Origin of the sequence: Acrocarpospora macrocephala, from assembly GCF_009687865.1 — a bacterium.
Lineage (GTDB): Bacteria > Actinomycetota > Actinomycetes > Streptosporangiales > Streptosporangiaceae > Acrocarpospora > Acrocarpospora macrocephala.
Genome location: NZ_BLAE01000026.1, coordinates 15,793 through 40,943, shown reverse-complemented (window position 1 = coordinate 40,943; position 25,151 = coordinate 15,793). Strand labels below are relative to the sequence as shown.

Below are 25,151 nucleotides of genomic sequence, written 5' to 3'. Positions count from 1 at the left end.
TCCCTGTCATGCTCCCGGCCACGCCCCACGCCGGACACATACCGCTTAGCATCAACCCTCACCGATGCCACAGGCCGAGGTTCGCTGCCGCGCGCCTGGCGGGAGCCCAGTTTCGTGTCAGTATCCCATAAATGCTATGCGATAGCACCCGGCGAAACTACTATTCGAATTGAATGTCGATCTCTTTTGAGTCTCCACGTTGCCCGAACATAGCAACCACCCATCTACCTTGAACCGACTTCTTCATCACTTCTGAAAGATGAATTTGGTATCTGTAGCGCTTGGCCTCGTCAGGCGACAATTGTTGCCATGAGTCATGCTCTCGAAGCCTTTTTGCGAGAGCAGGCATGGATACGTCGGAATTCACATTGATTGCTATGGACGGACCATCTCCGGAGTCGCAACCGGAGAAGTCATAGCTGGCCTGAAGCTCTTCCGGCAAGAACGAGTTTTGGATTGATGCATGCAGAATTCTTAGGCCATTGGCCGCCTCAGCCGCACAGCCCGGGCTATTGCAGCCAGTCAGCACCAGAGCTGCGACAGATGCGGCAAGGAAGGTCATTCGGATGCGGCGCGAAATCATCATGGTTCCCTCCTCAGTTTACCCTGGGCATACAGATCGGTTCCGGCCGAGAGAAGGCTGTCGATCAAGTACGCATAACCACCCCAGGCAAGCCTCCCCATAAGATATCCCCGATTGTCGTTCGCGTAATGGCGCGCCACCGAATTGTTGTATAGATCTATCTGACTATCTCTTTTGTCTCCCGATCCCACCTCGTGAGCGTCGCCGATCTGTTTTGCCTTATCGAAGCCAAATAGAATGGTGAGCGCACCCTGCCAGACAAAATGCCGGAGGGCATTTTCCATGCGCCAGTCGCGCAAGTGCTGGACCGATGCCCAAGCCAGGGCTGAGATTTCCATTACGACGGCGCACAGCAGGCCGAGACTGAGGCAGACTTTGGCTTCGGCTGCCCACTGGGAGAAATCGTCGTCATCCTCCAGTTGCTTCCTGGTCGGAACCCTACTCGCCGCCAGCGATGAAGCCTCTGAGTTGGGGCCGTCATAAGCCAGGACAATCGCGTCCCAGAGCCGGTCGAGCCCCTCGTCGGTCGCGTGGATTCCGAAGTAATAATAAAGTTCGAGATACTTATCCCTGGCCTTCTTCCCTGCTTGCCAGTAACCGTCACGCTCTCGCCCATTCGGCATGAGCCCGAGTTCCTCGGCCCGCTCGTCGGAGAAGTGCGGTTGATTCCGCTGATATTCGGGTGAGGTCATGTATTGGCTCCACCAACGTGCGTGGGCATCTGTTTCATGGCAGGTGTCGGCGCTGCAGATGTAGCCGCCACAGTGGAAGCCGTCAAGGCAGATCTCAACTGCTTGATGCCCGGTCGGGTCGGTATGGGTGAGTGGGGCCGCGTTGGCATAGGTGTAGCGGTTAGCCTGGGTAGAGGGAGCGGGGTCCAGGGTCCAAGCGTCGCGGCTTGTGAAGGTGCCGGTGGCCGGGCGGTACCAACGGGCAGCCATGTTGGCGTTACCGGTGTCGGGGTCGGTCCATGCATTTTGATAGCCAAGTTGGGAGCTGGTTCCGCTCGTTGTGATGATGGTTCCGAAAGGATCGTAAGCGGTGGATCCGGAAAGTGTGGTTGCTGCGGAGGCAAAGCCAGCGACCACGTCGTGGTGGCGGTCGGTCAACTGGAACTGAGCGGCTGCGGCACCGGTCTTGCTGGACAGATTCCCGCCGTCAGGCGTGCGGTTGTAGATTTCCTGGGTGACTCCGGCATCGTCGGTGACGGCGGACAGATTGTTGGTCAGGTCCGCGTATACGTACCTGGTGGATTCCGCGGATTTCGTGCGGGCGGTCATGCGGTCCAGCGCGTCGTAGGCATAAGTGATGTCGCCTTCGGTGATCAAGCGGTTGAAGGCGTCGGAGGTGAAGGTGGTGGTCACGCCAGAGAGGGTGGAGCCGGCCAGCGTGCCACGAGCCGTGTACGTGTAATCGATTCCGGCACCAGAGGTCAGGCGGTTGCGCTGATCATAGGTATAAGTCTGGGCGCCGGCCTGGGTCCGGTTGCCGGAGGCGTCCCAGCCGTACGTGGTTGTGGTGGAAGCTGGGTCGGTCCACGAGGTCAACCGGCCGACGTGGTCATAGGTGTAGGTGTTGATGCCCGCGCCTGCTGTGCCGGTGGTTGTCTTGGAGGTCAGGCGGTCCTCGTGGTCGTAGCCGTAGCTGATGGAGGCCAGGCCCGCTCCGGCTTCGGTTTTCAACGTGTCGGTGATGACGCGGCTGAGGTCGTCGTAGGTGTAGGTGCGCTGGGGGCCGCCGCTGCCATAGGTAGCGGTGGTGAGGCGGTCGGCAGCGTCGTAGTCATAGCTGACGGTGACGCCGGTCAGCGGATCGACAGCGGTGGTAAGGCGGTCGTCGCCGTCCCAGCTGAAGGTGGTGGCCCCGGCGGCGTCCCCACGTTGGGCGAGGCGGCCGTTGGCGTCGTAGGCGAATGTGGCCTGGTCCACGCCGGCCTTAGCGGTCTTAAGCAGATCGCCCCTGTCGTTGTGAGTGAAGGTGAGGTCTCCGGCCGATGTGACGCGTCCGGCCAGGTCGTAGCCGAAGATCTTGGTCGCGGTGGGTGCGGAGCCGCCGCCGGTGCCGCTCCGTTCGGTGAGACGGCCGAGGTTGTCGAAAACGCTGGTGAGGCTGACTCCGCCGGGTTCGGCCGCGGTGACGGGGTTGCCTGCGGCGTCGTAGCCAGTGGTCCAAGTCCGGTCGGCCAGGGCCGGGTGCTGTGCCGTGGACGGTTCGATCATTGATTCCACCAGGCCGAGCGTGTTGTAGGTGGTGATGGTGGCGTTACCCCGGCCGTCGGTGTACCGGGTCCGCGCGCCAAGCGCGTCATAACCGAAGGATGTGATGATGGACGCCGACGCCGAGACGGGTTCGACGAGCTGGGTGACGCGGCCGAGGGCGTCGACGGTGCTTGTCGTGGTGCGCCCTTCGCCGTCGACCGCCGTGGTGGGGTTGCCGTCCAGGTCGTAGCCCATGGATCGGGTGCGGAGGACGGTTTCGCTGTCGTCCCGATCAGTGACCGTGGTAGGCCGCCCGGCCAGGTCGTAACCGGTGGTGGTGCTGTTGCCCAATGGGTCGGTGACCTTAGTCTGCCTACCGGCCAGGTCATAGCCGAACATCGTGGTGTCGCCGAGCGCATCGGTTAGCTCGGTTATCTCACCGAAAGCGTTGACTAGTGCTTCGGCGATGTCGCCGGCTGGGCGTTGCTCGGAGATCAGGTTTCCCGCGTCGTCATAGGTGGCGTGGGTCGTGAGCGAGGTCAGCGTCGGCTTGCGTTCGATCACTGTGGAGGTGATCTCCCGGCCAAGGTCGTCGTAGGTCGCCTGGCGGCGCGCACCCGTCGGGTCGCTGGCCGACAACGGCTCGCCGGCCAGCGTGTAGGTGAAGTCCCACTCTCCTGGCGTGGCCCCGGTGGTGGCGGGCGGGTCGATCATTCGCACAGTACGGCCCAGGGCGTCGTACAACATGGTCTTGGTGTTGCCGCGAGGGTCGGTGACCGCGGTGGGCCGTCCGGCGTCGTCGTAGTTGATGGTGATCGTCGGAGTGACGGCGGTGCCGCCCGGGCGAGTGTACGACGGGGCTGAGGCGGAGACGGGACGACCGGTCTTGTCGAAGGATTCGACGGTGGTCCGGCCTTCGGGGTCGACGGTGTGGGTCTTCTCACCTGAGCTGTTATAGCCGTACGTTGTGACAGGACGCTGCGCGGTGCCACTTCCGCCTGCTCGTTCGATGGTGACCGAGGGCTGCTTGAGTTCGGTCAGGCGTCCGGTGGGGTCGTACCGGAACAGGGTGGTGTAGTCCAGGCGGGTGGCCCCGGCGGCGTTGCCTCGCGGTGAGGTGACCTCGGTGGGGTCGTCACGATCGCCGTAGGTCCAGGTGGTGACCAGGTCGGTGGTGCCGTTTCCAACGGTCTTCTTGATCATCCGGTTAAGTAGATCGTAGTCGAACGACGTCAGCTCCGCGCGCAGGTCGCTTGTGGCGGTGGCAGTGGTGGATAGAACGTTGCCGCCCTCGTCGTAGGTGTAGGTGGTCTTGCGGGCCAGACCGGTAGGGTCGACCGTGGTGGACAGGAGGCGGTTGGCGGCGTCGTAGATGTGGTCGGTGCGTGTTTTGCCGCCACCGGTGACCAGGCGCTCGAGGTTTCCGGCCGGGTCGTAGGTGTAAGTCTCCAAAACGACGTCGCGTGGGGTGGTGGAGCCGTTGAGGCGGGCGTCGTCGGCGATCCTCTCGGCGGGCGTGTCGTCGTTGCCGTAGGTGTACCGAGTGGTGCGGCCCATCGCGTCAGTAGAACTAGCCAGGCGTCCGCCCTGGTCGTAGGCGTGGGAGGCGAGTACGACATCGGTGGCGGGCTGTGGATCGGTGGGACTGCCCGTCCAGTCCCGCAAGGTTTCGGTGGCGAGTTGGCCGCGGTCGGTGTACGCGAAGTCGATGCGGGTGTCGACCTCGTCGGTGACGCTGGCCTTGTCGCCGCGCAGGTTCCAGGTGAAATGGCGGACCCCGCCCTCAGGATCGGTGACGGACTGCACCCGGCCGCGGGTGTCGTAGATGTAAGTGGTCTGGCGTTGCGGGTCGCCACCGGTCAGGTCGGTGACGGTCTCGGTCAGCGGACGGCCGTCGGCGTCGTAGGTGAGAGCGGTCTTACGGGTGTGCGTGACGTCGGTGAGCTCGTTCTCCACCGCGGGTTCGGTCCTGGATGCCAGGTAGCCGCGCGTGTCGTAGGCGAAAGTCGTGGTCAGCCCGCCCGGGTAAGCGGGCGTGGTCTCGGTGCGGCCGGTCTGGCGGCCGATGGCGTCGTGGGCGTAGGCGGTGACCAGGCCGGTCGGGCCGGTCTCCTCGGCCAGGTCGCCGGAAGCGGTGTACTCATAGCTCCATGTGCTGTCGCGTGGGTCGGTTTTGGTTTTGACCAGACCGGCCGGGGCGGTCCCCCCGCCGATGGCGACTTCGCTGCCGTCAGTATAGGTCCAGGTCAAGCTAACGAGGTCAGGGTCCGGATCGGAAGGAGGCGGGGAAGGCGACGGGGATGGGCTCGGCGAGGGGAGCAGGCTGGTCGTCCCCACCGGGGTGTTCATATCCGACTGGATCTCGGTGGTGGTGAGGGCGCGGTTGTAGACGCGGACTTCGTCGATGACGCCGATGAAGAACTCGCCCCAGATGCCGCTGCCACCGATCCGGAAGGGGCCGTTGCTGGTGCCGATGGTGCTGCTGGAGGCGGGTTCGGAGTGGACGAGGGCGCCGCCGACGTAGAAGTCGAGGCTGTCGCCGTCGAAGGTGGCGGCCAGGTGGCGCCACTGCCCGGTGGGCAGGTTGCTGGTGGCGGCTGAGCCGGTCGTATTACCGCCGTTGACGATCCAGGCGCTGGGCGGGTCGCTGAAGGTGCTGGAGAACATGCCGTAGACCAGGTCGCTGCCGTTCTCCTTCTGCAGGACCGTGCGGTAGCCGACGTTGTCGGTGGAGTTGACCCAGGCTTCCATGGTCATGCCGGTGGTCAGGTCCAGCGAGGCCGAGTCGGGGACGGTGATCCAGCTGTCGGTGCCGTCGCCGTCGCCGTCGAAGGACAGGCCCTGGCCGTATTTGCCGGTGACCCAGGTGGCGTCACTGGCGGTGCCGTTGTTGCCGTTGCCGGACAGGTCGGCGACAGCGGTACCGGAGCCTTCGTTCATCCCGTAGGCGGCCACCAACCCGGCCGGAGTCGACGGACTGGGCGACGGAGAGGGTGATGGGGAGGGAGAAGGGGAGGGGGTGGGGGCTGGGCTGCTGCCAGGGGCAGGCCACTGCTCGCTGGTCACTTCGCCGTGCTCGTTGTAACCCCAGCGGCGGATGTAGGTGTTGTCGGTGGCACTGGAGGAGCGGGCGTCGCGGAACGCCTTGAGCTGGTCGTTACGGGGGTCGAAGGGGTCTTCTTGTTCCTCGTATTCGAACCATTCCCAGAAGCAGACGGTGGCGGTGCGGCACCGGTTGCGGCCCACCATGTTTCCGCGGGCGCTGTAGGCGTACCGGGTGATGTTGCCGTTGGGGTCGGTCACCTTGGCGGGGAAGCCGCCCGTGTCGTACTCGAAGGTGGTGACCTTGTTCAGCTGGTCGGTCTTGGAGATCAGCCGGGATCCCCGCCAGGCGTCGTTGACGTAGGTGAGGGTTTCGTCGTAGGGGTCGGTCACGGTGACGGTCGCGGTGGTCTCGGTGTCGGAGACCTCAGTGTGGGTAAGGGCCGACAGTTCCCACACGCCGCCGTTTCGGTCGGTGTGGGTGAGCAGGCGGCCGCCTTCGGCCGAGTAGGTGTTGTGCGCCCATACCCGGCCGGACGGCAGCGTGATCTCGGTGATCTGGCGGCGCCTGGTCTGGGTGCTGTGGTGGGTGCGCACCTGTTCGATGCTCAGCGGCTTGCGGTAGACGGCGACCTCGTCGATGTCACCCGCGAACGGGAACGCCTGGCTCGGCGTGACCGTGGACGGCCAGCTCGGCGAACCGAACCCGTAGCCGATGCGGGTGTCCCACTGGCCGAGATGCGTGATCTGGCCCGCCAGGGTGCCGACCTGCTGCCCGTCCAGATACATGGTCTGGGTGTTGGTCGCCCCCGAGAGCACCACATGGTGCCAGGTGCCGTCGTTCACAGTGCCGGTGGTAGTGATCGGGGCGACCGTGCCGGTCCAGAACTGGCCGCGGAGCTTCCCGTCCGCGCCCACATACACGGCCGGGGTGTAGACGGTGGGCGTGTTGGTGGCCGAGTTCTGGTAGCCGATGATCGTGCCCGAGCCGGTGGTCTTGAACCACGCCTCCACCGCCAACTGATCGCCCTTGCCGTTCACCACTCCGGACGGCAGCGACACATAGGCCGAGTTGAGCGTTCCGCCGAACCGCATCGCCGCGTCGGCGGACTCCTCGAATCCAGCTGTCACGCCTGCAGTCGCGTCCGCCGTCCCGCCCTTGATCTTGCCGCCGGGCACGCGGGTGATCGCGCCGGTCTGGTTACCGACAGTGGTGTTCAGCGCGGCCGAGCCCTCGTTCAGCCGCCAGTACCCGGCCGGGTTGCTGTCCAAAACGGCGCTGCGGTAACGGGAATCGTTGCTGTAGTCGTACTCGGTACACGCCCCCGCCGAGGCGGGCCCGCACGCCTTGGTCAGCAAGTCCCCGGTGTACTGGTAGGTCCACGTCAGCGGCGACCCGCTGATGGCGTCGGTGGACACGCTGGTCACATGCGCGCCCGTCCAGGTGAAGGTCAGCGTGCGCCCGCCGGTGGCGGTCGCGGTCGCCAGCTTGCCGCTGCCGTTGTAGGTCAGGGTCTGGCTGCGTCCCCGCCGGTCAGTCACCTGGGTCAGCCGGCCGTTGGCGTCGAACCAGTAGGAGGTGGACTCCTTGTCCATCAACCGCCAGCCGCCGCCCGGCTGGCTGGCCAACGTGGCATAGGTGCCCTCAGGTGCCGCGAAGCCGCCGTCGGCTCGCTTGGCGAACCGCCACTGCTTACCGTCCGGATAGGTGATCAACACGGTCTTCGTGGCTGGCTCATTCACCAGGTGGGTGTCCCACCGCGTAGTCCAGCCCGCCCCGAACGCGCCGTCGGTCCGCGGATCCAGGCTGTTGTACGTCCTGACCACCGACAGCGGCGGCCCGACCGTCGCCACCGAGATGTCGGTGGCCGACGTGGTGTAGTTGCCCGTCACATGGTCGAACTCGCGGCCGTCAGTACCGTCGGCGAGCAGCGCGTTGATCGACGCCTGCTCGGGGGTGGGCATGAACGCCCGCCACGGCGAGGTCGAGGTCGCCGCGCTGGTCGCGGCCTGGACGTACCAGTAGTAGGTCTTGCCCCACTCCAGCTTGTTGGCCGGAACCGTCCAGGCGCCCTTCACCCAGGCGGAGGACTCACACCACGCCCAGTCGCCGGGCGTACCGGAACAAACCTGGTACCAGTAGTCGGTGGCCGCCTCCCCCGGCACTTCGGCGTAGGTCGACAGGGACGGAGTGAGCGTGCCGACCTGGGTGTTGTCGATCGGTTCGTAAACCTTGAAGACCACCGATGTCAGCGGGGAAGAGGATACCCGGGCGTCCTGCCACGCCGACCACGCCGAGGAGGCCGATCCGGCGGTGGCACGGACGCGGTACTGGATGGACTGCCCATCCGACAGTTCACCGGAGGGGACGGTGACGGTCGCGGTCGAACCGGACGACACCGCATTCGACAGGCCGGACCACACCTCGACCCCGCCGACCTGGACCTGGAACTCACCCCGCAGCGAACCGGACCCGGTCACGACAGTGGACAGCTGCGGGGTGAGGGTGGAGATCTTGACCCCGTCCTCGCCGGTCATATTCGGCGAGATCGTCGGCGTCGCCGCCTGCGGAGCCGACGTGTAGGTGATCGACAGCCACGGCCCGAACGGATAGTCCTCGGAGGAGGCCAGAAAACAGAAAGAATTCCCATTGAGGGCGAAGCCGTAATTGGGCTGCCCGGACGCCCACGCCTGGGCGATCGCCGTCACGTTCATCGTGGCCTGGTGTAATCCTGACGTCGTCCCCGTCGCCGAGCCTGTCGAGCTTGTCGACGGCCTGGTGTTCCACGTCGTGCCGGCACCCCACGACGAGGTGACCCGGCTGGCCGTCACCGATACGCAATTCCCGTCATTGTCCATCTCCACCTCCAGCGACGCCGACGAGACGGAAGCACCTGCCAAGGAGGGGACATTGAAGCTCAGGAAAGCCCGATGACTGGCGCCGCCGAGACTGCCCACCGGCAGCCAGGGCTCGCTGGCAAAGGATGAGTTCGGCGCCGAACTGTCGACGTACAGGTCGGTACTGGGAAAGAGCGTGATGGTGGGATCGACGGTCACCGGGTAGGTGGTGTCCGGATCTGCCAGGAAATCGGCGTCCGGCTCAAGAACCAGCCGCTGCCGGCCGTCCTCGGTCTCCACCCGCGTATCGATCTCCGCCACTCCGGACACGGCCTCAGCAACCGAAGCCGCGGCTGAGGGGTCGGGACTGGCCGACGGAGCGGGACTGGCCGCAGCGGCCAAGACGGCCGAGTCGTACATCACCGGCTCAGGGGCGGAGGCGACCAGCCCGCCCGACTCCGACCTCACCTGCAGGCCCCCGGAGGCGGTCTCCGACAACGACAGACCTTCCCCCTCCACCCCGAACCTGATCTCCACCGGCGCATCCGGGCGCTCCCGCAACACCACATCCTGCGAAAACCCGGCCGGCAACATGGTCAACACCAGATCCGCCCCCGGACCCGCCGCATCCACATATGTCGCCCTATTTCCTGCCACGACCGGCTCCGGCAGCGCCGTCGGCCAGGTCAGCGCGAGCCATTCGTCGGCGTCCTTGGACAGCCGCACGGCAGGCCCCGTACCACCGGAGGAGAAGGACACCTCCGCCTTGGCCGCCACCGGCCGCAACACCCCGCCCACCTCGGACAAGGTCAGGTCCACCGGCACCCACGCGCCGTCCCGCTGGACCCGGGCGACCTGACCGCTGAGCTCCGTGGTCAGCGTCCCGTCCGGGTTGGCGTACGTCACCGACGTCTCAGTGGTCGCATCGGCGACCAGCTGCCGGGTGCCGCTCTGCCGCGCCCTCGCCAGCGCCGCCCCCCGCACCGGATCAGCGACAGGAACGTCCGCACCCGATGTACCGCCCCCAGCTGACTCACCAGGTCGTTGCGGCGGAGACTTCAAACCTCCGCTCGCCGGCACGCTCGCCCGCCGATGCCGCGTCTCGGGCGGCAACGCCCCCTCAGGACGACCGCCATCCTGCTGCGAACGCGACCCTGCCGGCAATTCCAGCGACCGGGTGGCATCGGCCTCCACCAGATGCGGCAACCCGGACGCGTCACCGGGCAATTGAGCCGGAACCTCAAGATCTTCCAACTGCTCAGTCGAAACCGCCTGCGGCGGAAGCCCCAGCACTTGCGGCCGTACCACGGCCAGTGCCGGATTCACGACCGGCCCGATGATCCCCGGAAACATCGCGATTCCCAGGACCAGCGTGGTCTTCCCCAGAATTTTGCGCGCAACAGAACCAGAACGGCGCATGATGGCACCCGTCTAAGCCGTCTCGAATCCGACGAATTCCCGTGCGGCTCCGCGCCAGCCCCCACAAGCACCTGGAGCAAGTCTTCAGCAAACAGTCAGAAAGTACCTGGAGCTCCAGATGAGCTCAAGAGTGGCGGGATGAAAAATTTCTACTAACGGGTCTATCGATACAGGTGGGAGCACGTGTGACCGTCACCTGGGCTAGATGCTGCGCAGGCGAGGCAAGCACGACGGCTCAGCGTTGGCAGGCTGGGTCGGGGTTGACACGCTCCGAACGCCCGGCAAGGACTGCCGCCCGACCAGAGAGCGATCTTCACATCAATTTGGACCGTAAACGAAAAACCCAGTCATGACAACAGCCACTTCTTGCACGTTTATCCGACAATATCCGTCATGTCACTCTACGCAATCCTGGAGCAACAATCACGACACACCCGAAATGTTGTTTCGGATCTTGCGCCAGACAAGAATTAGTCCGCCCGAAGCTGCGGCGATCATCAACCAGTAGAAACGAGCTTGGTCGTCGGTCTTGCCATCGAGATACACGCTGAACAGAGGGACGGCCGGAATATGTCAGAAGGGGGCCGCGGGCGCCAGCAGCATCTGGCATTATTCGGCGTTGAGGATCTCGGCCACCCGAGGCGCGGTCCTGCTTGAGTGCTGCCTACGTTGCAGTTGGCACTGCTCCTGGCCGCACCGGCACCTGCCGCCCTGCTGGCCGCTGGCGGTACTGGAGGGGCGTGTCGTCGGCCGCCATGCGCCATCAAACGACGCCGACGTGCTCAGGGTTCAAGGTCTCCAGCAAATGTAACCGGATCTTGAGTAAATGTAACCAGAACCTAGGCAAATGTAACTGTCAACCGGTTACATTTGACTCGTGATCCACGATCTCATCGAGTTGGTCGGCCGCCTGCGCGCGACCGGAGGCGACACCGCCGAGGTAGAGGTGAAGTCGGGCGCAGGCGGCCTGCCGACGTCCTTGCTGGCCACCCTGAGCGCCATGGCGAACCATCCCGGGGGTGGACTGATCATTTTGGGCCTGGATGAGGCGACAGGATTCAGGCCCGTCCCGCTGCCGGATCCGCAGGCGCTCAAGCAAGGTCTTGCGCACAAGGGCAGGTCCGCGTTCACGCCACCGGTGAATCTCACGGTGACGGATGGCGAGATCGATGGGGAACCGGTGATCGTCACCCAGGTTCATGAGTGCGATCCCTCGATGAAACCCTGCCGAATCACGGCGTCAGGCGCGGCTTATGTACGAGGATACGACGGCGATTTCCAGATATCGGCACTGGAGGAGCAGGCTTTCCTTGCGGCGAGGCAACCGCCGCTTTTCGACCGGCAACCCGTCCCAGGGGCAAATCGGGATGACCTTGATCGAGAGTTGATCGCCGAATACCTCCAGTCGGTGCGGCAACGCGACCCTCACGGCCTGGGACGTTTCCAAGACGATGCCGAACTACTGCGCCGCGCTGGCGTGACAACGACCAATGGCACGCCAACAGTGGCTGGTCTACTGGCACTTGGCACATATCCGCAGGAATGGTTCCCGAGGTATGTTATCCAAGCGTCAGCAGAGCCGCTGGACACGGATCCTGTCGGCTCACGTGCGCGCAATCAGATGACCATCACGGGCCCGATCCCGCGAATGCTGGACGAAGCGCTGACATGGGCACGACGTACCTTCGATTCGACGATCGTCTCCGACCCGAGCGGCATAGTCCGCGACGTTCCCGTCTATCCCTATGTCGCTTTCCGGGAGATCATTTCCAACGCGCTCATCCATCGCGATCTCGACCAATGGTCAATCGGAATGGCCGTGGAGGTCAGACTACGAAGAAACCGGCTGATCGTATCGAATCCCGGCGGGCTGTATGGAATAACGGTGGATCGGCTTGGCCGGGATGCGGTCACCTCGGCAAGAAACGCACGATTGGTCGCCATCTGCCAGCACGTCCGCACCCCGGGGAGCGGAGCCAGGGTGATCGAAGCCCTGGCAACCGGAATTCCAATCGTGACAAGCGCGCTAGCCGAAGCCAGCCTTCCCCCTGCGCATTATGTCGACGCCGCCATCCGGTTCACTGTCGTCCTTCAACAGCCAGCCCAGCCCGTCAGGCCAGGCGAGGACCTGACCGCAACCGAGCTGATGATTTATGACGCACTTGCCGGTACGGCAAGAAGCGTGACAGATCTCACAAATACCCTTGGACTGTCCAAGCCCAACATACGCAAGGCACTGCGCGAACTCCGGACCAGAGGGCTGGTCGAGCAGATAGGCGGCCCGGGGAAGCCGACCAGCTATCGGCGCCGATCTGAGTAAACGCGACCGGATCGCCTACAGAATTATCCGATTCTTCCGTCATGGTAAAGGCTCGCTACCGCATAGCGATACCCCTTCTCATGAGACGCCCGCTCCTTTGGCGTCCACTGCTTCAACCAACTCGAAGAACATTTTTCGCCCGAAACTGGTGACCGAACCAACGGACTCGTACCTGCTCTCCCTCAAGACAAGGTCGACTATATACCTCCCATATCTTCCCCTGAAGCCCCATCCCGAACATTGGGATTCGGAGGAAGACAAACTCCTTCTCGACACACAGAATACTGTGTAATCGACGGCGGAGAAGTTGATTTCGCCTTGAATATCCGCGCTGTACGCGCGATAGCCATCTACTAGATGATAGTTCCGGCCATTAGGCGCCGCACTGAACTCCGCCTGCGCGAGATCAGCGTCCGAGAATTCAAAAATCTCCTCATACAACAGAGGGACGTTCTTCACATCGCCCCAGGCCCGAGACCTATAGGCATCCACCCCCAGATAGCGCGGCAGGGGTAATTCGGTGCTGTCGGACGGCGACACACCTCGGAATAAGCCGACCAATTCTGGTCCGAAAATCGGCTTCGGTCAAGGCAAGACTATCGATGGAATCAGTGGCCTGTTTTGCTTGTGCGACATCGGCGGATCGCTGACCGCACCCCGTGAGCAGGCAGGCCAGGACAGCGGCGGCAGAGAGAAGCCGGCAAGAACGCGCCTTGAAGAATGTCCGCTCTCGCCGAACGGCAGGGTAAGCCATATCCGCCTCCTTCCGAGCACTAGACAGAGTGCCCTTTCGTGCTCACGTTGAGTAGGCCTTGAAGGGATTTACCGTTCCGACAGACAAGGTCAGCAGTCCGCGCGCACTTGTCTCAGTCTCTTGTTCCACAGCTCTGGGATGAGAGCTGTTGGTACGAGCGGACGGGCTTCACCGAGATATGCGGTTTCCACTGCCGCACCACAGCGTGAGCCTCTGCCTGGCCTAGGCCCAAAGCACATCTGTGAGGTCGCCTACGACGCCGATAAGAAGTTCCGAGCAGGCTGGCCGCGATCGAGCTAATCTTACTCCTCGTCTTCGAGCTCTTCTATGTTGGTGCTTTCGGGAAAATCATCGGGCAACGCTGGACATACCAATTCCCTGGTCAACACGCCTACCAGGAATTCCGAAAAGGATCCCTGGTAGTGCCACCAGTCGCCTCCATCGGTGATGACCACCGTCCACTTTTCCGGATCCGGATCCGTAAGCCAAAGCAGTTTGTCACCGTTGTCGGTCACTCCCCATGGGTAAACCCCGCCGGGATCGGGGTAGATCGGGAATGGCCGGGCCCGCCTTGACTCGCCGTCGTCGTCCATCGTCCAGATAAAATCACGATCCTGCCCCAGAATACGGAGGGAATACACCGCTTGGAGCGCCTGCTCCCGCACGGACAGCCCGCCCCGTCTCTTCGGCTGATAGATGTAGAGGAACTCATCCAACCGCACGTCCGGGTAGCGAGCCTGCCACTGCTTGTAGTCGTCCGGGAACTCCAGGCCCAGATCCGACTCTATCTCGGCCCAGTCCACGTGGGCCGGCCGCCTGAGCGGGCGCCCGATCATGTCGAACAGCTCAGCAATTCGCGCCAAAGTGTATTTGTACCACCTTCTGGTTCAAGAAACATGCGTTGATATGCAAGCCGTCACTTGCTCCCAAAGCGGTAGCGAAGTTTCATCGAGATACCGCATCCTCTACGGTCGACGACGAACCGGGTATTCCTGGTTGTTCTGCAGCCACTCCTCGGCGCCCACGTACTCCCCGGGTTGGGTCAGGATTTACGTTGTCACATGTTGCCCACTGCCCGGCTGGACTATTGTGTCCATGTCAGCCGGCTGCGAGAGCTGTTTGAGTGCTGATAATTCATTCGTCCAGGTCAATTCGCGTGCCGCAGCTAATCCATGATCCAGGGTGCGTGCGGACCTCAACCGACCGTCATCTCCCTTTGCACAGTCATTCGTCGCTGCGATACGCCTCCAAAACCATGAGCGCACCCGTCCCGGCCCGAGCCCTGGCGTCCTTGATCGCCGTTCCCACCTGCGGATAGAAGAGCTCGTCGTACTGATAGTCGTCGATCCCCTGCATCGAGACCGACGTGTTCCCCCACTTAGCCGACGTCAGCTCCACCCATTCAGGAAGCCGATCGGTTCTGACCTCCCAGCCGCTCTTGCGCAGAACCTCCACCGCCTTGCCAAGAGCCTTCGGCGTGTCCGAACTCCCGGCATCGACGATGAGCACCTCATAGACGGTGGTCAATCCGTCCCATGGGATCTCGAAGCTGGTCTCCTCAAGGACCGTCCCCACGTTGCGTAACTCACGGACAGCGCCGGGATCGGCCTTGACCGTCCGGGGGAAGTACTCCGAACGACATCCGGCGACTAAGAGTAGCGGACACAGGAGAACGGCCATGGCGGCACGCACCCAGTTCAGCCTGTCACCTCGAACGGAGGACATGCCTGCGGCTCCTCTTCTCGCTGTCCGGCTACGGATCTCAATCTTGCCAATATTCATATGCGCCCCGCCCGCTATGACCAAGCGGTGGCCTGGGGCGTTGTCACCAATCGGTACCGGGACTGGCCCAGCCGCCGGCATCCCGGCTACGCCCTGGCCAGACGTCTACAGACGCGCGCCGCCCAGGTCTGGCGATTCAGTCGACTTCGGCGTGCCCTTTACCAAATGGCCCGTGCGAGCAGCCGCAGCGCATGGTCAAGGTCCAGATGAAGATCGGCGGATGCTGGCGCAGCGTGCGGACCACCGCCCGCTTCTGCCTTATCCGTTCTTACCTGGCCACCGCCCGCACCACGGAGTCCATCCCTTGGACGCCCTCCGCGACGCACTGGCCGGCCGCCCGGGGATGCCGCCCTGATCAATCACAGACCTGAATGGATACCAGCAGCCCACTCGTCACCCAACGCGCAGAGGATGAATGCTTACGACAAGGACCTACGGAACCCCGGCTCAGATACCGATCATTCCATTTCATAAGGCTCAGCTTCCGCGACCACAAGGCCTTCGAAGTTGGGCTGCGTCCGAAGATCCTGGATCATCTTGAGAATCTTGGAGTCGGCCGCGTTATGCGACTCGGAGGCTGTTATTCCTTCGATGTACACTTTCGCGTTCTCTGGTGCGGGCGAGTCCATCGACATGGACTCCGGGAGTCGATCGATATTGATCGTCCACCCACGCGCTACCAGGCTGTCGCTCGCTCTGGGAACAGCCTGTTCTCCAGTCACGTCGCCAACATCGAGGACCACGATATCCGTGATGGTGGTGAGCCCCTCCCAGGTGTACTCCGTCGTTGCCTGGGCGACTACCTTCCCGATGCCTCGTACGTCGCTCAAAACACCGGGATCGACCCGTTCCGTTCTTGGGAAGATCCCCGGGATGCAGCCCGCTAGGAGAAACATGCTGATCACGAGTACGAGTGACCTTACGGCGCGTTCGCCAAGTCCGCTGACCCGGGACATCAGGGCTTCCTGCATGATATCAACCCTCCACGGCGGCATATTTTCGGGCTGCGGTCAACTGAATTGAATGTCGATTTCTTTGAGCTCGCCGCGTTGGCCAAACATGGCGAGTACCCATCTCCCCTGGACCTTCTTTTTCACCACATCGGACAAATAGGTTACGTCTTTGTAGCCCTTGGCCTCTTCGGGTGAAAGCCGCTGCCATAAGTCTTGCTCTTGGATTCTTCTCGCGAGGGCAGGCATGGATACGTCGGACTTCAGCGTGAGCGCTATCGACGGACCGTCTCCGGAGTCGCAACCGGGAAGTCAGAGCTGGACTGGAGCTCTTCCGGTAAGAACGAGTTCTGGATCGACGCGCGTAGAATCCTTAAGTCATTGCGCGCGTTAGCGCACAGCCCGGAAGGCTGCAGCCGGCCAGCAGGGGAACTGTGGCCAAGATGAGGGCGGCTATCCGGAGTAGGCGCGAAATCATCATGGCACCCTTCGTCGTTTCCTGTCAGCCCTCGCCGAGCGAACCCGCTGAGGTCGTTCAAGGCAACTCAGATGTCATGCCTCGGAGCAGGTTGGTCAGGCCGCCGCGGAACTCCTCGTCGGTGTTGACGGTGCGGGCGTGGCGGGCGGTTTCGGACATGTGGGGGAACTCGGTTGGGGGGAGGTCGGCGATGGCCTGGGTGCCGGGGCCTGCCAGGGGGCCGTGGTGTTCGAGTTGGATTGCCCCGACGATGTAGGCGAGCAGGGAGCGTAGGCCGATGACGCGTTCGCGGTCGGTCAGGCCTGCTTCGGTGAGGATGCCGACGACTGTCTCTGACCAGCGCAGCAGGCGAGTGGATCGGTGCCGGTGGGCGATGATCAGCGGGACGACCCCGGGGTGGGCGCCTACGATGTCGCGGACCCGGTTGGCCATGATCTCGATCCGCTCGGGCCAGGGTCTGTCCGTGGTGGGAGGGGTGGTGTCGACGGCGCCGAGGACGAGTTCGATGACGTGTTGTTCGAGTTCGTCCCGATCGTCGACGTATCGGTAGATCGCCATCGTGCTCATGCCGACCTGCTGGGCGACCGCGCGCATCGACAGTCCGGCGAGTCCGTCGTGGTCGATCACGTGGAGGGCGGCCGAGGCCAGTTGAGCGGGAGTGAGCGAACGCGGGCGCGGCATGGCGATTGACAGTGTACGGCATACGCTTTAGCGTCTTAAGCGTATGCCGTACACCTACAGGAGGGCTGCCCGATGCGAACCGCGATGAAGAACGGGGCCGTGCTCACCGCCCGCGAGCTGACCGCGGTCTCCGGCCAGCCGATCGCCATCCCCGACCGCGAGCGGCTGATCCATCTGCAGTTCCGCCGATTCGCGGGCTGCCCGGTCTGCAACCTGCATCTGCGTTCCGTCGTGCGGCGGCATGACGAGATCGAGGCGGCCGGAGTCCGCGAAGTCGTTGTCTTCCACTCACCCGCCGAAGAGCTGGTTGAGCACACGGCGCACCTGCCGTTCCCTGTGATCGCCGATCCCGGCAAGCGGTTGTACGTCGAGTTCGGCGTGGAGTCGGCGACCCGCGCGCTGCTCGATCCACGCGTGTGGGGAACGATTCTCCGAGCGATCGCGCTGAGCGCATGGGGGATCCTCCGCGGCCGCGATCGCGCACCGGCTGCCCGGCCGCACGGCGGCCGATTCGGCCTTCCCGCCGATTTCCTGATCGGCCGCGACGGCCACGTGCTCGCCGCCAAGTACGGCGAGCACGCCTACGACCAATGGTCCGTCGACGAACTGCTCGTCCTGGCGTCACACGCGCCAAAGTGACGTTTTAGAATCGGGCAGGTAATCCCCCAGGTGATGGGGGGTGCCGTGCGGAACTGGTTTCTCCGGGAGATCGTCGATCCGGGCAAGTTGCGGCTGTTCTGTTTCTTTGTGGCGTTCATTCTTGCCTTCCTGTTCATCCGGGTCAGTGTCCGCATGATCAGGGCTGGGGTGAGCTGGTGGCCGGGGAACATCTCGCCGGGGGGCACCCATATCCACCATGTCGTCTTCGGGCTGGTGTTCATGTGTCTGGGTGGCATCGGCGGTCTGGCTGTTACGGACAGCAGATCGGTGACGGCTGCGCTGCTGGCCATGCTGTTCGGGGCCGGCACCGCGCTTGTCCTGGATGAGTTCGCCCTGATCCTGCGCTTGCAGGACGTCTACTGGACGGAGGATGGGCGGCTCTCGGTGGACGCGGTCTTTGTCGCGGTCGCCCTGTGCGGGCTGGCTTTGCTTGGTGTCAGCCCGTTCGAGGTCGGACAGGCCTTCACCGCCGACCAGTCGGGGAGGCTCCTCTCCCGGGACGAGGTGGTGCTCGTCATCGGCACGAACATTTTGTTCGCCGCCCTCAGTCTGATCAAAGGGAAGGTCTGGACCGGGCTGCTCGGCATCTATCTGACTCCCCTCGCGCTGATCGGGGCGATCCGGCTGGCTCGCCCTGGCTCTCCGTGGGCTCGCTGGCGTTACCGCAGCAAGCCGTACAAACTCGCGCGGGCGCAGTGGCGTGATCGTCGTATTCGTGAGCCGGTTCAGCGGGTCAAACGGGCGGTTCAGGACTTTCTGGCGGGGCGTCCTTCGGCCTGAAGGCGAGTGCGGCGGCCCAGCAGGCGACGGGGATCATCGGCAGGACGTAGCGGTGGTCGAAGTCGAGGACGGCGATCGGGGCCAGTAGCAGGTACATCGCCGTCGCGAAGGGCAGGACCGCGAGGCGTGGGCGTCTTAGTGCGGCGTACGCCCCTGCGAGAAGGATCACCGCGATCATCGGGCCGCGCAGGTAGGCCGGGTATTGGTAGGCGATCAGGAAGCTCGCGTACGGGTCGACGCTCTGAATGCCTCGGATGTCGGAGTAGTTGCGGCGGGTTTGGTCGATGAGGGGCTGGTTCGGGAGGGTCTGGGTGCCCCGGGCGAAGCCGAAGGCGGGGGTGACTCGGGCAGGGTGCGGGATGGGGGTCCAGGCGAAGGTGATCGCGGTGTCTTTGAGTACCTCGCGGAGGTAGTCGAAGGGCTGAGCTTTGATGGCTCTTATCGCGAAATTTCGGGCGAGGGTGTTGTGGGTGAAACGGCCGCCGGGGAGGCGGTTGATGGCGGCGGCGGGGTCCCAGACGTATTCGGATGCGGCGTCCTGTACGGCTTCGGTGGGGCAGAGCAGGGCTTCGTCGGGTGGGGGGTCGATCAGCCGGCAGTCGGCGAAGGTCATCGTTCTGGCCCAGAGGGCCACGCCGTCGGCGCCGCTCAGGGCGAAACGGCCGTGGTGGGTTTGGTACCAGGTGGCGTACAGGAGTAGCGGGAGGGTTGCGGCCAGGGCGAAGGTGAGGGCGGGGCGCCAGTGGCGGCGTACCAGGAGGAAGACCAGGACCAGCAGGATCAGCGGGACCGCCACCGTGCGGGTCAGGCCCGCGAGTGCGAGCAGCAGGCCCGCGGCGAGGGGTGTCCGGTCCATGAGCGCTAGTGCGGCGACGACCAGGAAGATGAACAGCGTGTCGGAAAGCACGGCGTGTTCGAGGCGGAGGAACGAGGCGTCGAACAGGAGAGGGACGGCGGCGAGGGTGGCGGCCCAGGCGGGCAGGCGATGGCGGCGCAGGGACAGGTAGATGATCAATCCGGTGGCCAGGCCGAGTACGTGCTGGATGGCCGCCACCACGGTCACGCTGTGGAAGGGCGCGAGCAGCCGGAGGAACAGCGGGTAGCCGACCGGGTGGAAGGTCGCGGATGGGCGCAGGTTGTGCGCGGTGTCCAGGTAAGTGAACGAGTCGTACCAGTACAGCTGGGCGGGCGGGAAGCCGAGCATGGTGATCACGCGAAGCGTGGCGGCGGCCACCAGGACGGCGATGAACAGCCGATGGCGGGACGGCCGGGCGTTTTCGGGCAGCGCGAAGCGAACCTCGGTGAGCATGGCGAAATCAGTCCTTGGCGAAAAGGATCAAAGGGGCAGGTCAGCGTCCGAGGGAGAACCGTCCGGCGGAGGACCTCAGATCAGGACGGGTCCGGCGGAGGGCCTCAGATCAGCAGGTGTCGACGGCCTCGGTTTGAGTTGGTCCGACGTAGAACAGGACCGTGTCGGCCGAATACGGCCAGCCCTCGTGCACGAACCAGGAATCCGGCGGCGGGTTCAACCCCCTGCCGGCCGCCTGGTCCACCCATTTCACGGTTCGTACGCCCTTGCGCACGACCAGCGAGCGGACCTCCGACACCGTCCGGTTGACGAACGGGACGCAGTGCAGGAGTTCGCCGGGCATGTCCAGCCTGGCGGTGGATCGGTAGATCTCGCCGGGACGCGCGGGACGGCCGAGACTGATCACGGTCTGGAGGGTTGTCGTGGCGAGGATCCGGACGCCCAGCACGCAGGGCTGATCGGCAGCGCACGACCCCAGAGACTCGATCCCGGAAATCCCAATCGGGCCCGAATCCCCCTGCCACGGCAGATCCGCGCGGTCCCCGGTCGGGGTGGCCGCAGGGCTCGGGGTGCTGCTGGAGGTCAGCGTGGTGTCCAGGACCGAGGCGGGGATGGTGGTGAAGGTTCCGACACGGCTGGGCGACGCCGGTTCGGTGACGATGCGGATCGGCAGCCCCGCCGAACGCAGTTCGGAGTTGTAGACGCGGGGGTCCGCGTGTGGGTCCTTGACCACGACCATGAAGAAGTCGCCCTCACGCCTGATGTCGAGGGCCGCCTGCGCGGGCGCGGTCAGCGCCCAGGCCAGGACCACCGCGAAACTGGCGGGCAGCAGCGCCCACATCCGCCGTTTGCGTATCCGGGTGGCGGGCACCGGAACCGGGGTAGGAGGCACGGCGGCCGGAATCTGGGCTGCGGCCGGAAGCCGGGTGATCTCGTCGAGGAGTTCGCGGCTCCCGGGGGTCAGGCCAGGGCCTGGGTCGCGGGCGAGACCGGCGACAAGGTGGTCGATTTTGGGCGTCATGACTGGCCTTCCGCGAGCTTGACGGCGCGGGAGCCGTACCTGGACAGATCGAGGCCGGCGGAGTCGAGTTCTCTGGCCAGGCGTTTTCTGGCGCGGTGCAGGCGGATTCGGGCCGCGCCCTGGGAGCAGCCGAGCACGGTCGCGATCTCGGGGGCGGTCAGGCCCTCCCAGCTGACCAGCGACAGCAGTTCGCGGTCGTCGGGGCTCAGCCGGCCGAACGCGGCGCGCACGGCGTCCTGGTCGGCGGCGGGCGTGCCCTCGTCCCAGACCGTCAGCTCCTCGCGGAGCCGGAGCGCGAGGGCCGACCGGCGGGATTCGCCCCGGCGCTGGTTGGCCAGGACGCGGCGGGCGACGCCGTACAGCCAGAGGCGGGCCTGCGGCCCGGCCGGGAGCTCGTCGATCCGCCGCCATGCGGTGGTGAAGGTCTCCGCGATCGCGTCGGCCGCGTCGTCCGGCGAGTCCGTACGGCGGCGGACGTAGGCCAGTAAATCCGGATAATGCGCGAGGTAGAGCTCCTCGAACCGCTGCCTGAGGCCCACATCGCACCCTTCCGGAGGTGACACTTCATTCCTACACATGTCCGGAAGGGCACGAGTGTTTCAGCCTTTATGCGATTACCTGCCGGACGCCTCGGCGTTCCAGCGAACGGCTGATGATCAGCCGCTGGATCTCGCTGGTCCCCTCCCAGATCCGGTCCACCCGGAGCTCGCGCAGGAACCGCTCCGCCACATTGGTACGGATATATCCCCGCCCCCCGAAGGTCTGCACCGCCCGGTCAGCGCACCGATAGGCGGCCTCGCTGGCGAAAAGCTTCGCCACGGACGCCTTGGCGTGCACGATCTTCCGGTCCGCGCCGGAGTCGGCCAGGGCGGCCACCTCGTGCACGAGCAGCCGCGCGGCGGTGGCGTCGGCGGCCGAGTCGGCCAGCGGGAAGGCGACCCCCTGGTGGTCGATCAGCCGGGCTCCCCCTTGCTCACGAGTCCCGGCCCAGGCCACCGCCTCCTCCAGCAGCCGTCCCATGGCCGCGACACAGTGCACGGCGATACCCAGACGTTCCTCCACGAACCAGCTCTGCTGCAGCGCATCGGCCTGCCCGAGGCCGCCGAGCACCGCGTCCCCCGGCACCCGCACATCGGTCAGCCGCACGGTGGGATGCCCATGCGGGAAGGTATGCGTGAACAACGGCTCATCCACGAATTCGACGCCCTCGGCATCGGCATCGACGATGAATAGCGTCGGCCCATGCCCCTCGACCACCGCCACCACGATGTGCGCCGCGGCCACGTCCCCGCTGGTCACGAACCATTTCTCACCGTTCAGGACCCATTCGTCCCCGTCTTGTACGGCGGTGGTGGCGATACCGGACGGATCAGAACCCGCGTGCTCCTCGGTTACGGCGTAGGAGATCCAGGCGTCACCCTTCAACGCGGGACGCAGGTAACGATCGATCTGCTCGGGAGTTCCCGCCGCCAGCACGTTGTACGCATCCGGGACCCACCACCACAGACCATTGGTGTTCCTCCCAAGCTGCTCATGAACCACCACATAATCGACAGCGGACCACCCTTGGCCGCCATGCTCGGGCGCGTGCCGCCCCCCGTTGAGCCGAGCCGCCACCGCCGCTTTCATGATCTCTTGAACGTCCTGCTCGGGCAGCCGTCCCCCGGCCCGCTCGGCGGCTTCCTCACGCGGAATGAGGACGTCGTCCACGAACGCCTTGGCCCGCTCCCGCAACTCGACCTGCTCCGCCGTCAGCCGAACCAGCGACATACCGGACTCCCTTAAACTGATTGGTCACCCAGTCAAATAGGGAAGGTGAGGCCTGTCAAGCGTGCTCAGTAGAACAGCATGCGGACGTCGATGTCGTTCACGTATGGGAGGTCGGCCTCGCGCAGGTCGATCAATTCGAGGGCGCTGAGATTCCTCATGGAGTGGCGACGTTCCTGGGACACCCAAGCCGGCGACAACACCATCGCTCCTCACCGGCTTGATCGGGATCAGGCATGGTGATCGAGATAATGGGGCCATGGAGTTCTTCTGCTATCACCGCGACCGGCCCGGCTCGATAGCGTTGCGCGACAAGTTGCTGGAAGAGCACTGGTTCTACATGGACCGGTACGCGACGGAGATGATCGCCCGCGGCCCGACCCTCACCGACGACCGCGAACTGCCTACCGGCAGCGTGCATATCGTCGACGTGCCCGACCCCGCCGCCGCCCGCGCGTTCGCCTTCGACGAGCCCAACTACCAGGCCGGCGTGTACCGGGACGTAATGCTGCGCCGGTGGCGCAACATGTTGGGGCGCACCATGTGGGACTTCTCTGGCGGTCCGACTGCCGGCAACCGGTATCTGGTGCTCGGCCTCGGTTCGGGGCAGGCCGCCGACCTCACCGTGCCGGCCGACCGGGACGAACTGATCGCGTACGGGCCGCTGCTGTCCGACAACGGCGCCGCCTGGCTGGGTACGGCGGTGCTGCTCCGGGCGCCGGACCCGGACACGGCACGCGCCATCTTGACCCCGGACCGGTACGCCGACGTCGAGGTGCACCACTGGCAGTTCGGCGGACGGCCGTCATGACCCGAGGACGCGCTTGTCGTACCTGACGCCAAGGAGCTTGACCGATCACCGGCGCACCAACCTGCCACTAAAACGGCGCCGTAGCGAACGCCGGGGCAGGTGGACGAGGCGCTGGGATTCAGGCGGGGAAGGCGGAGCGGGGGATGCCGACCTCGTGGGTGGCGGCGATGCGGGCGTGTTCGAGGAGGCGTTTGCGGGACATCGCGCCGGAGTGCAGCGTGTAGCGGACGACGAGGCCGTCGAGCATGCCGTCGAGGCGTTCGGCCGCGCCCATGGGGTCGTCGCAGAAGAACTCGCCCTTGTCGACGCCTTCGGAGATGACCTCGGCGAGGATCTCGATCCAGCCGCCCTCGAGTTCGAGCAGGATCTCGCGGACGTGGGGCTCGCGGACGCCGAGGGCCCAGGCGTCCAGCCAGAGGATCCAGCTCTGGTCGGAGCGGGAGCTGGGAATGTAGTAGCGCAGCACCCGATCGAGGCGCTGCACAGCCGTGCCGGGACCGCTGATGATCTCGCGGAGGCGTTTGACCTCGGTTTCCGAGGTGGCTCGGAGCATCGCGGTGATGAGATCGTCTTTGGTGGCGAAATGGTAGTGGATCAAGCCACCGCTGACATTGGTGGCCTTCGCGATGTCGGCGACCCTGGTGCTCGCCAGGCCTCGCTCCAGCACGACACGCCGGGCGGCGTCCAGCAGTTCGGCCCGGCGCTGATCAGCCTGATCGGCCCGGCTACTCCGGGCGCCCTCCGCACTGCGCACGCCGCCAAGACTACCGCAGCGATCGGCGGCACACGGGCGCGACGATACAACCCTAGCCTTGACGGTTGACTGGTCAACCAACCAGTGTAGAGAGGGTGAAACCCGCCCGGCTGCTCGCTCCCAGATCCGTCGCCGTGGTCGGCGCCTCCACCCGCCCCGGCTCGTACGGAAACCAGGCCGTGGCCAACCTGGTGAGCGCGGGATTCCCCGGCCCGATCTTCGGCGTGCATCCGACGGCGGCCGAGGTGCACGGGGTGCCGTGTGTGCCTCGCATCTCCGATCTGCCGCTGGCTCCGGACGCGCTGGTCATCGCCACTCCGGCGGCGAGCGTGCCCGCCCTGGTGGCGGAGGCGGGGGCGTTCGGCTGCGGCGGAGCCGTCGTGCTGGCCGCCGGATTCGCGGAGATCGCCGAAGGCCGCCTGCTTCAGGATGAGCTCGCCAGGCAGGCCCGGCTGCATCGCCTGCCCATCTGCGGGCCCAACGGCAACGGCATCGTGTCCGTGGTGAATCGGGCCCCCCTCTGGGGCGACGCCTACACCGCCCGACGCCCCGGCCCCGTCGCGTTGATCTCACAGAGCGGCAATGTCGCCGTCAACGCCCTGCTCAGCACCCGGGCGCTCGGCCTGCACACGGTCATCTCCTGCGGCAACCAGGCCGTCCTCGACGCCGCCGACTACCTGACCGCCCTGGCCCGGCTGGACGGCGTCCGCTCAGTGGCCCTCTACCTGGAAGACGAAGCCGACGGCCACCGCCTGGCCACCGCCCTGGCCGACTGCGCCGACCACAGAATCGGCATCGCAGTCCTCAAAGCCGGCACCAGCCCCCTCGGCGCCTCAGCCGCCGCAGCCCACACCGGTTCGATCACCGGCGACTCCCGCGTCCTCCGCGCCTTGATCGAAGAAGCCGGCGGCGCCTGGGCCCACAACCCCCACGAACTCCTAGAACTCGCCAAAACCCTAGCCACCCCTCGACGACCCCACTCCTCCCCCACCACACCCATGGGT

At 65.0% G+C, this 25,151-nt stretch carries 18 protein-coding genes; 5 read left to right on the top strand and 13 right to left on the bottom strand.

Translation table 11 applies throughout. The features are described from left to right. Positions 1 to 160 precede the first annotated feature (160 nt). Complete coding sequence (locus tag Amac_RS22790; RefSeq protein WP_155356417.1) at positions 161 to 586, bottom strand: hypothetical protein; 426 nt, start codon at positions 584 to 586, stop codon at positions 161 to 163. Continuing rightward, a complete protein-coding gene (locus tag Amac_RS22785; protein ID WP_155356416.1) occupies positions 583 to 9,645 on the bottom strand; it encodes a LamG-like jellyroll fold domain-containing protein in 9,063 nt (3,020 codons plus the stop codon). The genes Amac_RS22790 and Amac_RS22785 overlap by 4 nt, the downstream gene beginning before the upstream one ends. 1,312 nt (positions 9,646 to 10,957) lie before the next feature. Between Amac_RS22785 and Amac_RS22780 the strand changes: the two genes are divergently transcribed. Beyond that, positions 10,958 to 12,400 carry an ATP-binding protein gene (locus Amac_RS22780; RefSeq protein WP_155356415.1) on the top strand — a complete coding sequence of 481 codons (1,443 nt, stop codon included), beginning with the start codon at positions 10,958 to 10,960 and terminating at the stop codon, positions 12,398 to 12,400. 78 nt (positions 12,401 to 12,478) lie between these two features. On the opposite strand, the gene Amac_RS22775 is transcribed toward Amac_RS22780, so the two are convergent. The 6 genes from Amac_RS22775 to Amac_RS22750 form a co-directional block, all read right to left on the bottom strand. Then, positions 12,479 to 12,940: a hypothetical protein gene (locus Amac_RS22775; RefSeq protein ID WP_155356414.1), complete on the bottom strand. Its 462-nt coding sequence runs from the start codon at positions 12,938 to 12,940 to the stop codon at positions 12,479 to 12,481. 516 nt (positions 12,941 to 13,456) lie between these two features. Beyond that, the gene (locus tag Amac_RS22770) at positions 13,457 to 14,017 is read right to left on the bottom strand and encodes an SMI1/KNR4 family protein (protein ID WP_155356413.1); all 561 of its coding nucleotides are present in this window, start codon (positions 14,015 to 14,017) and stop codon (positions 13,457 to 13,459) included. A gap of 361 nt (positions 14,018 to 14,378) precedes the next feature. After that, entirely contained in the window at positions 14,379 to 14,834 is a 456-nt protein-coding gene (locus tag Amac_RS22765; protein WP_155356412.1) for a hypothetical protein, read from the bottom strand. A 560-nt stretch (positions 14,835 to 15,394) separates the two neighbouring features. Beyond that, positions 15,395 to 15,907, bottom strand: coding sequence for a hypothetical protein (locus Amac_RS22760; protein WP_155356411.1), 513 nt, complete (start codon positions 15,905 to 15,907; stop codon positions 15,395 to 15,397). Between the two features lie 39 nt (positions 15,908 to 15,946). Continuing rightward, the gene (locus Amac_RS22755) at positions 15,947 to 16,135 is read right to left on the bottom strand and encodes a hypothetical protein (RefSeq protein WP_155356410.1); all 189 of its coding nucleotides are present in this window, start codon (positions 16,133 to 16,135) and stop codon (positions 15,947 to 15,949) included. A 286-nt stretch (positions 16,136 to 16,421) separates the two neighbouring features. Then, complete coding sequence (locus Amac_RS22750) at positions 16,422 to 17,045, bottom strand: TetR/AcrR family transcriptional regulator (RefSeq protein ID WP_155356409.1); 624 nt, start codon at positions 17,043 to 17,045, stop codon at positions 16,422 to 16,424. A gap of 72 nt (positions 17,046 to 17,117) precedes the next feature. Between Amac_RS22750 and Amac_RS22745 the strand changes: the two genes are divergently transcribed. Together Amac_RS22745 and Amac_RS22740 are read left to right on the top strand one after the other, a co-directional pair. Continuing rightward, a complete protein-coding gene (locus Amac_RS22745; RefSeq protein WP_218041229.1) occupies positions 17,118 to 17,684 on the top strand; it encodes a peroxiredoxin-like family protein in 567 nt (188 codons plus the stop codon). A gap of 45 nt (positions 17,685 to 17,729) precedes the next feature. After that, a complete protein-coding gene (locus Amac_RS22740) occupies positions 17,730 to 18,485 on the top strand; it encodes a hypothetical protein (RefSeq protein WP_155356408.1) in 756 nt (251 codons plus the stop codon). On the opposite strand, the gene Amac_RS22735 is transcribed toward Amac_RS22740, so the two are convergent. The 4 genes from Amac_RS22735 to Amac_RS22720 form a co-directional block, all read right to left on the bottom strand. Beyond that, a complete protein-coding gene (locus Amac_RS22735) occupies positions 18,439 to 19,794 on the bottom strand; it encodes a hypothetical protein (RefSeq protein WP_155356407.1) in 1,356 nt (451 codons plus the stop codon). The two genes, Amac_RS22740 and Amac_RS22735, sit on opposite strands and share 47 nt — an antisense overlap. A 109-nt stretch (positions 19,795 to 19,903) precedes the next feature. After that, positions 19,904 to 20,815 carry a hypothetical protein gene (locus tag Amac_RS22730; RefSeq protein WP_155356406.1) on the bottom strand — a complete coding sequence of 304 codons (912 nt, stop codon included), beginning with the start codon at positions 20,813 to 20,815 and terminating at the stop codon, positions 19,904 to 19,906. Further along, entirely contained in the window at positions 20,812 to 21,354 is a 543-nt protein-coding gene (locus tag Amac_RS22725) for an RNA polymerase sigma factor (protein ID WP_246268589.1), read from the bottom strand. Before Amac_RS22725 ends, Amac_RS22730 begins: the two co-directional genes overlap by 4 nt. 67 nt (positions 21,355 to 21,421) lie before the next feature. Further along, positions 21,422 to 22,585, bottom strand: coding sequence for an acyl-CoA dehydrogenase family protein (locus tag Amac_RS22720; protein WP_155356404.1), 1,164 nt, complete (start codon positions 22,583 to 22,585; stop codon positions 21,422 to 21,424). A gap of 256 nt (positions 22,586 to 22,841) precedes the next feature. Here Amac_RS22720 and Amac_RS22715 point away from each other — a divergent pair, with 256 nt between their 5' ends. Continuing rightward, complete coding sequence (locus Amac_RS22715; protein WP_155356403.1) at positions 22,842 to 23,393, top strand: YciI family protein; 552 nt, start codon at positions 22,842 to 22,844, stop codon at positions 23,391 to 23,393. Positions 23,394 to 23,511: 118 nt separating this feature from the next. Here the strand turns inward: Amac_RS22715 and Amac_RS22710 are convergent, their stop codons facing one another. Beyond that, entirely contained in the window at positions 23,512 to 24,147 is a 636-nt protein-coding gene (locus Amac_RS22710) for a TetR/AcrR family transcriptional regulator (RefSeq protein WP_155356402.1), read from the bottom strand. 95 nt (positions 24,148 to 24,242) lie between these two features. Here Amac_RS22710 and Amac_RS53760 point away from each other — a divergent pair. Then, positions 24,243 to 25,151, top strand: a 909-nt coding sequence (locus tag Amac_RS53760) for a CoA-binding protein (protein ID WP_174900213.1), incomplete at its 3' end; no start/stop codon positions are given.

Coding starts and splice junctions, on each gene's coding strand:
- Amac_RS22790 (WP_155356417.1), bottom strand. CDS start 586: ATGATGATTTCGCGCCGCATCCGAATGACCTTCCTTGCCGCATCTGTC.
- Amac_RS22765 (WP_155356412.1), bottom strand. CDS start 14,834: ATGGCCGTTCTCCTGTGTCCGCTACTCTTAGTCGCCGGATGTCGTTCG.
- Amac_RS22760 (WP_155356411.1), bottom strand. CDS start 15,907: ATGCAGGAAGCCCTGATGTCCCGGGTCAGCGGACTTGGCGAACGCGCC.
- Amac_RS22755 (WP_155356410.1), bottom strand. CDS start 16,135: ATGCCTGCCCTCGCGAGAAGAATCCAAGAGCAAGACTTATGGCAGCGG.
- Amac_RS22750 (WP_155356409.1), bottom strand. CDS start 17,045: ATGCCGCGCCCGCGTTCGCTCACTCCCGCTCAACTGGCCTCGGCCGCC.
- Amac_RS22745 (WP_218041229.1), top strand. CDS start 17,118: ATGCGAACCGCGATGAAGAACGGGGCCGTGCTCACCGCCCGCGAGCTG.
- Amac_RS22735 (WP_155356407.1), bottom strand. CDS start 19,794: ATGCTCACCGAGGTTCGCTTCGCGCTGCCCGAAAACGCCCGGCCGTCC.
- Amac_RS22730 (WP_155356406.1), bottom strand. CDS start 20,815: ATGACGCCCAAAATCGACCACCTTGTCGCCGGTCTCGCCCGCGACCCA.
- Amac_RS22720 (WP_155356404.1), bottom strand. CDS start 22,585: ATGTCGCTGGTTCGGCTGACGGCGGAGCAGGTCGAGTTGCGGGAGCGG.
- Amac_RS22715 (WP_155356403.1), top strand. CDS start 22,842: ATGGAGTTCTTCTGCTATCACCGCGACCGGCCCGGCTCGATAGCGTTG.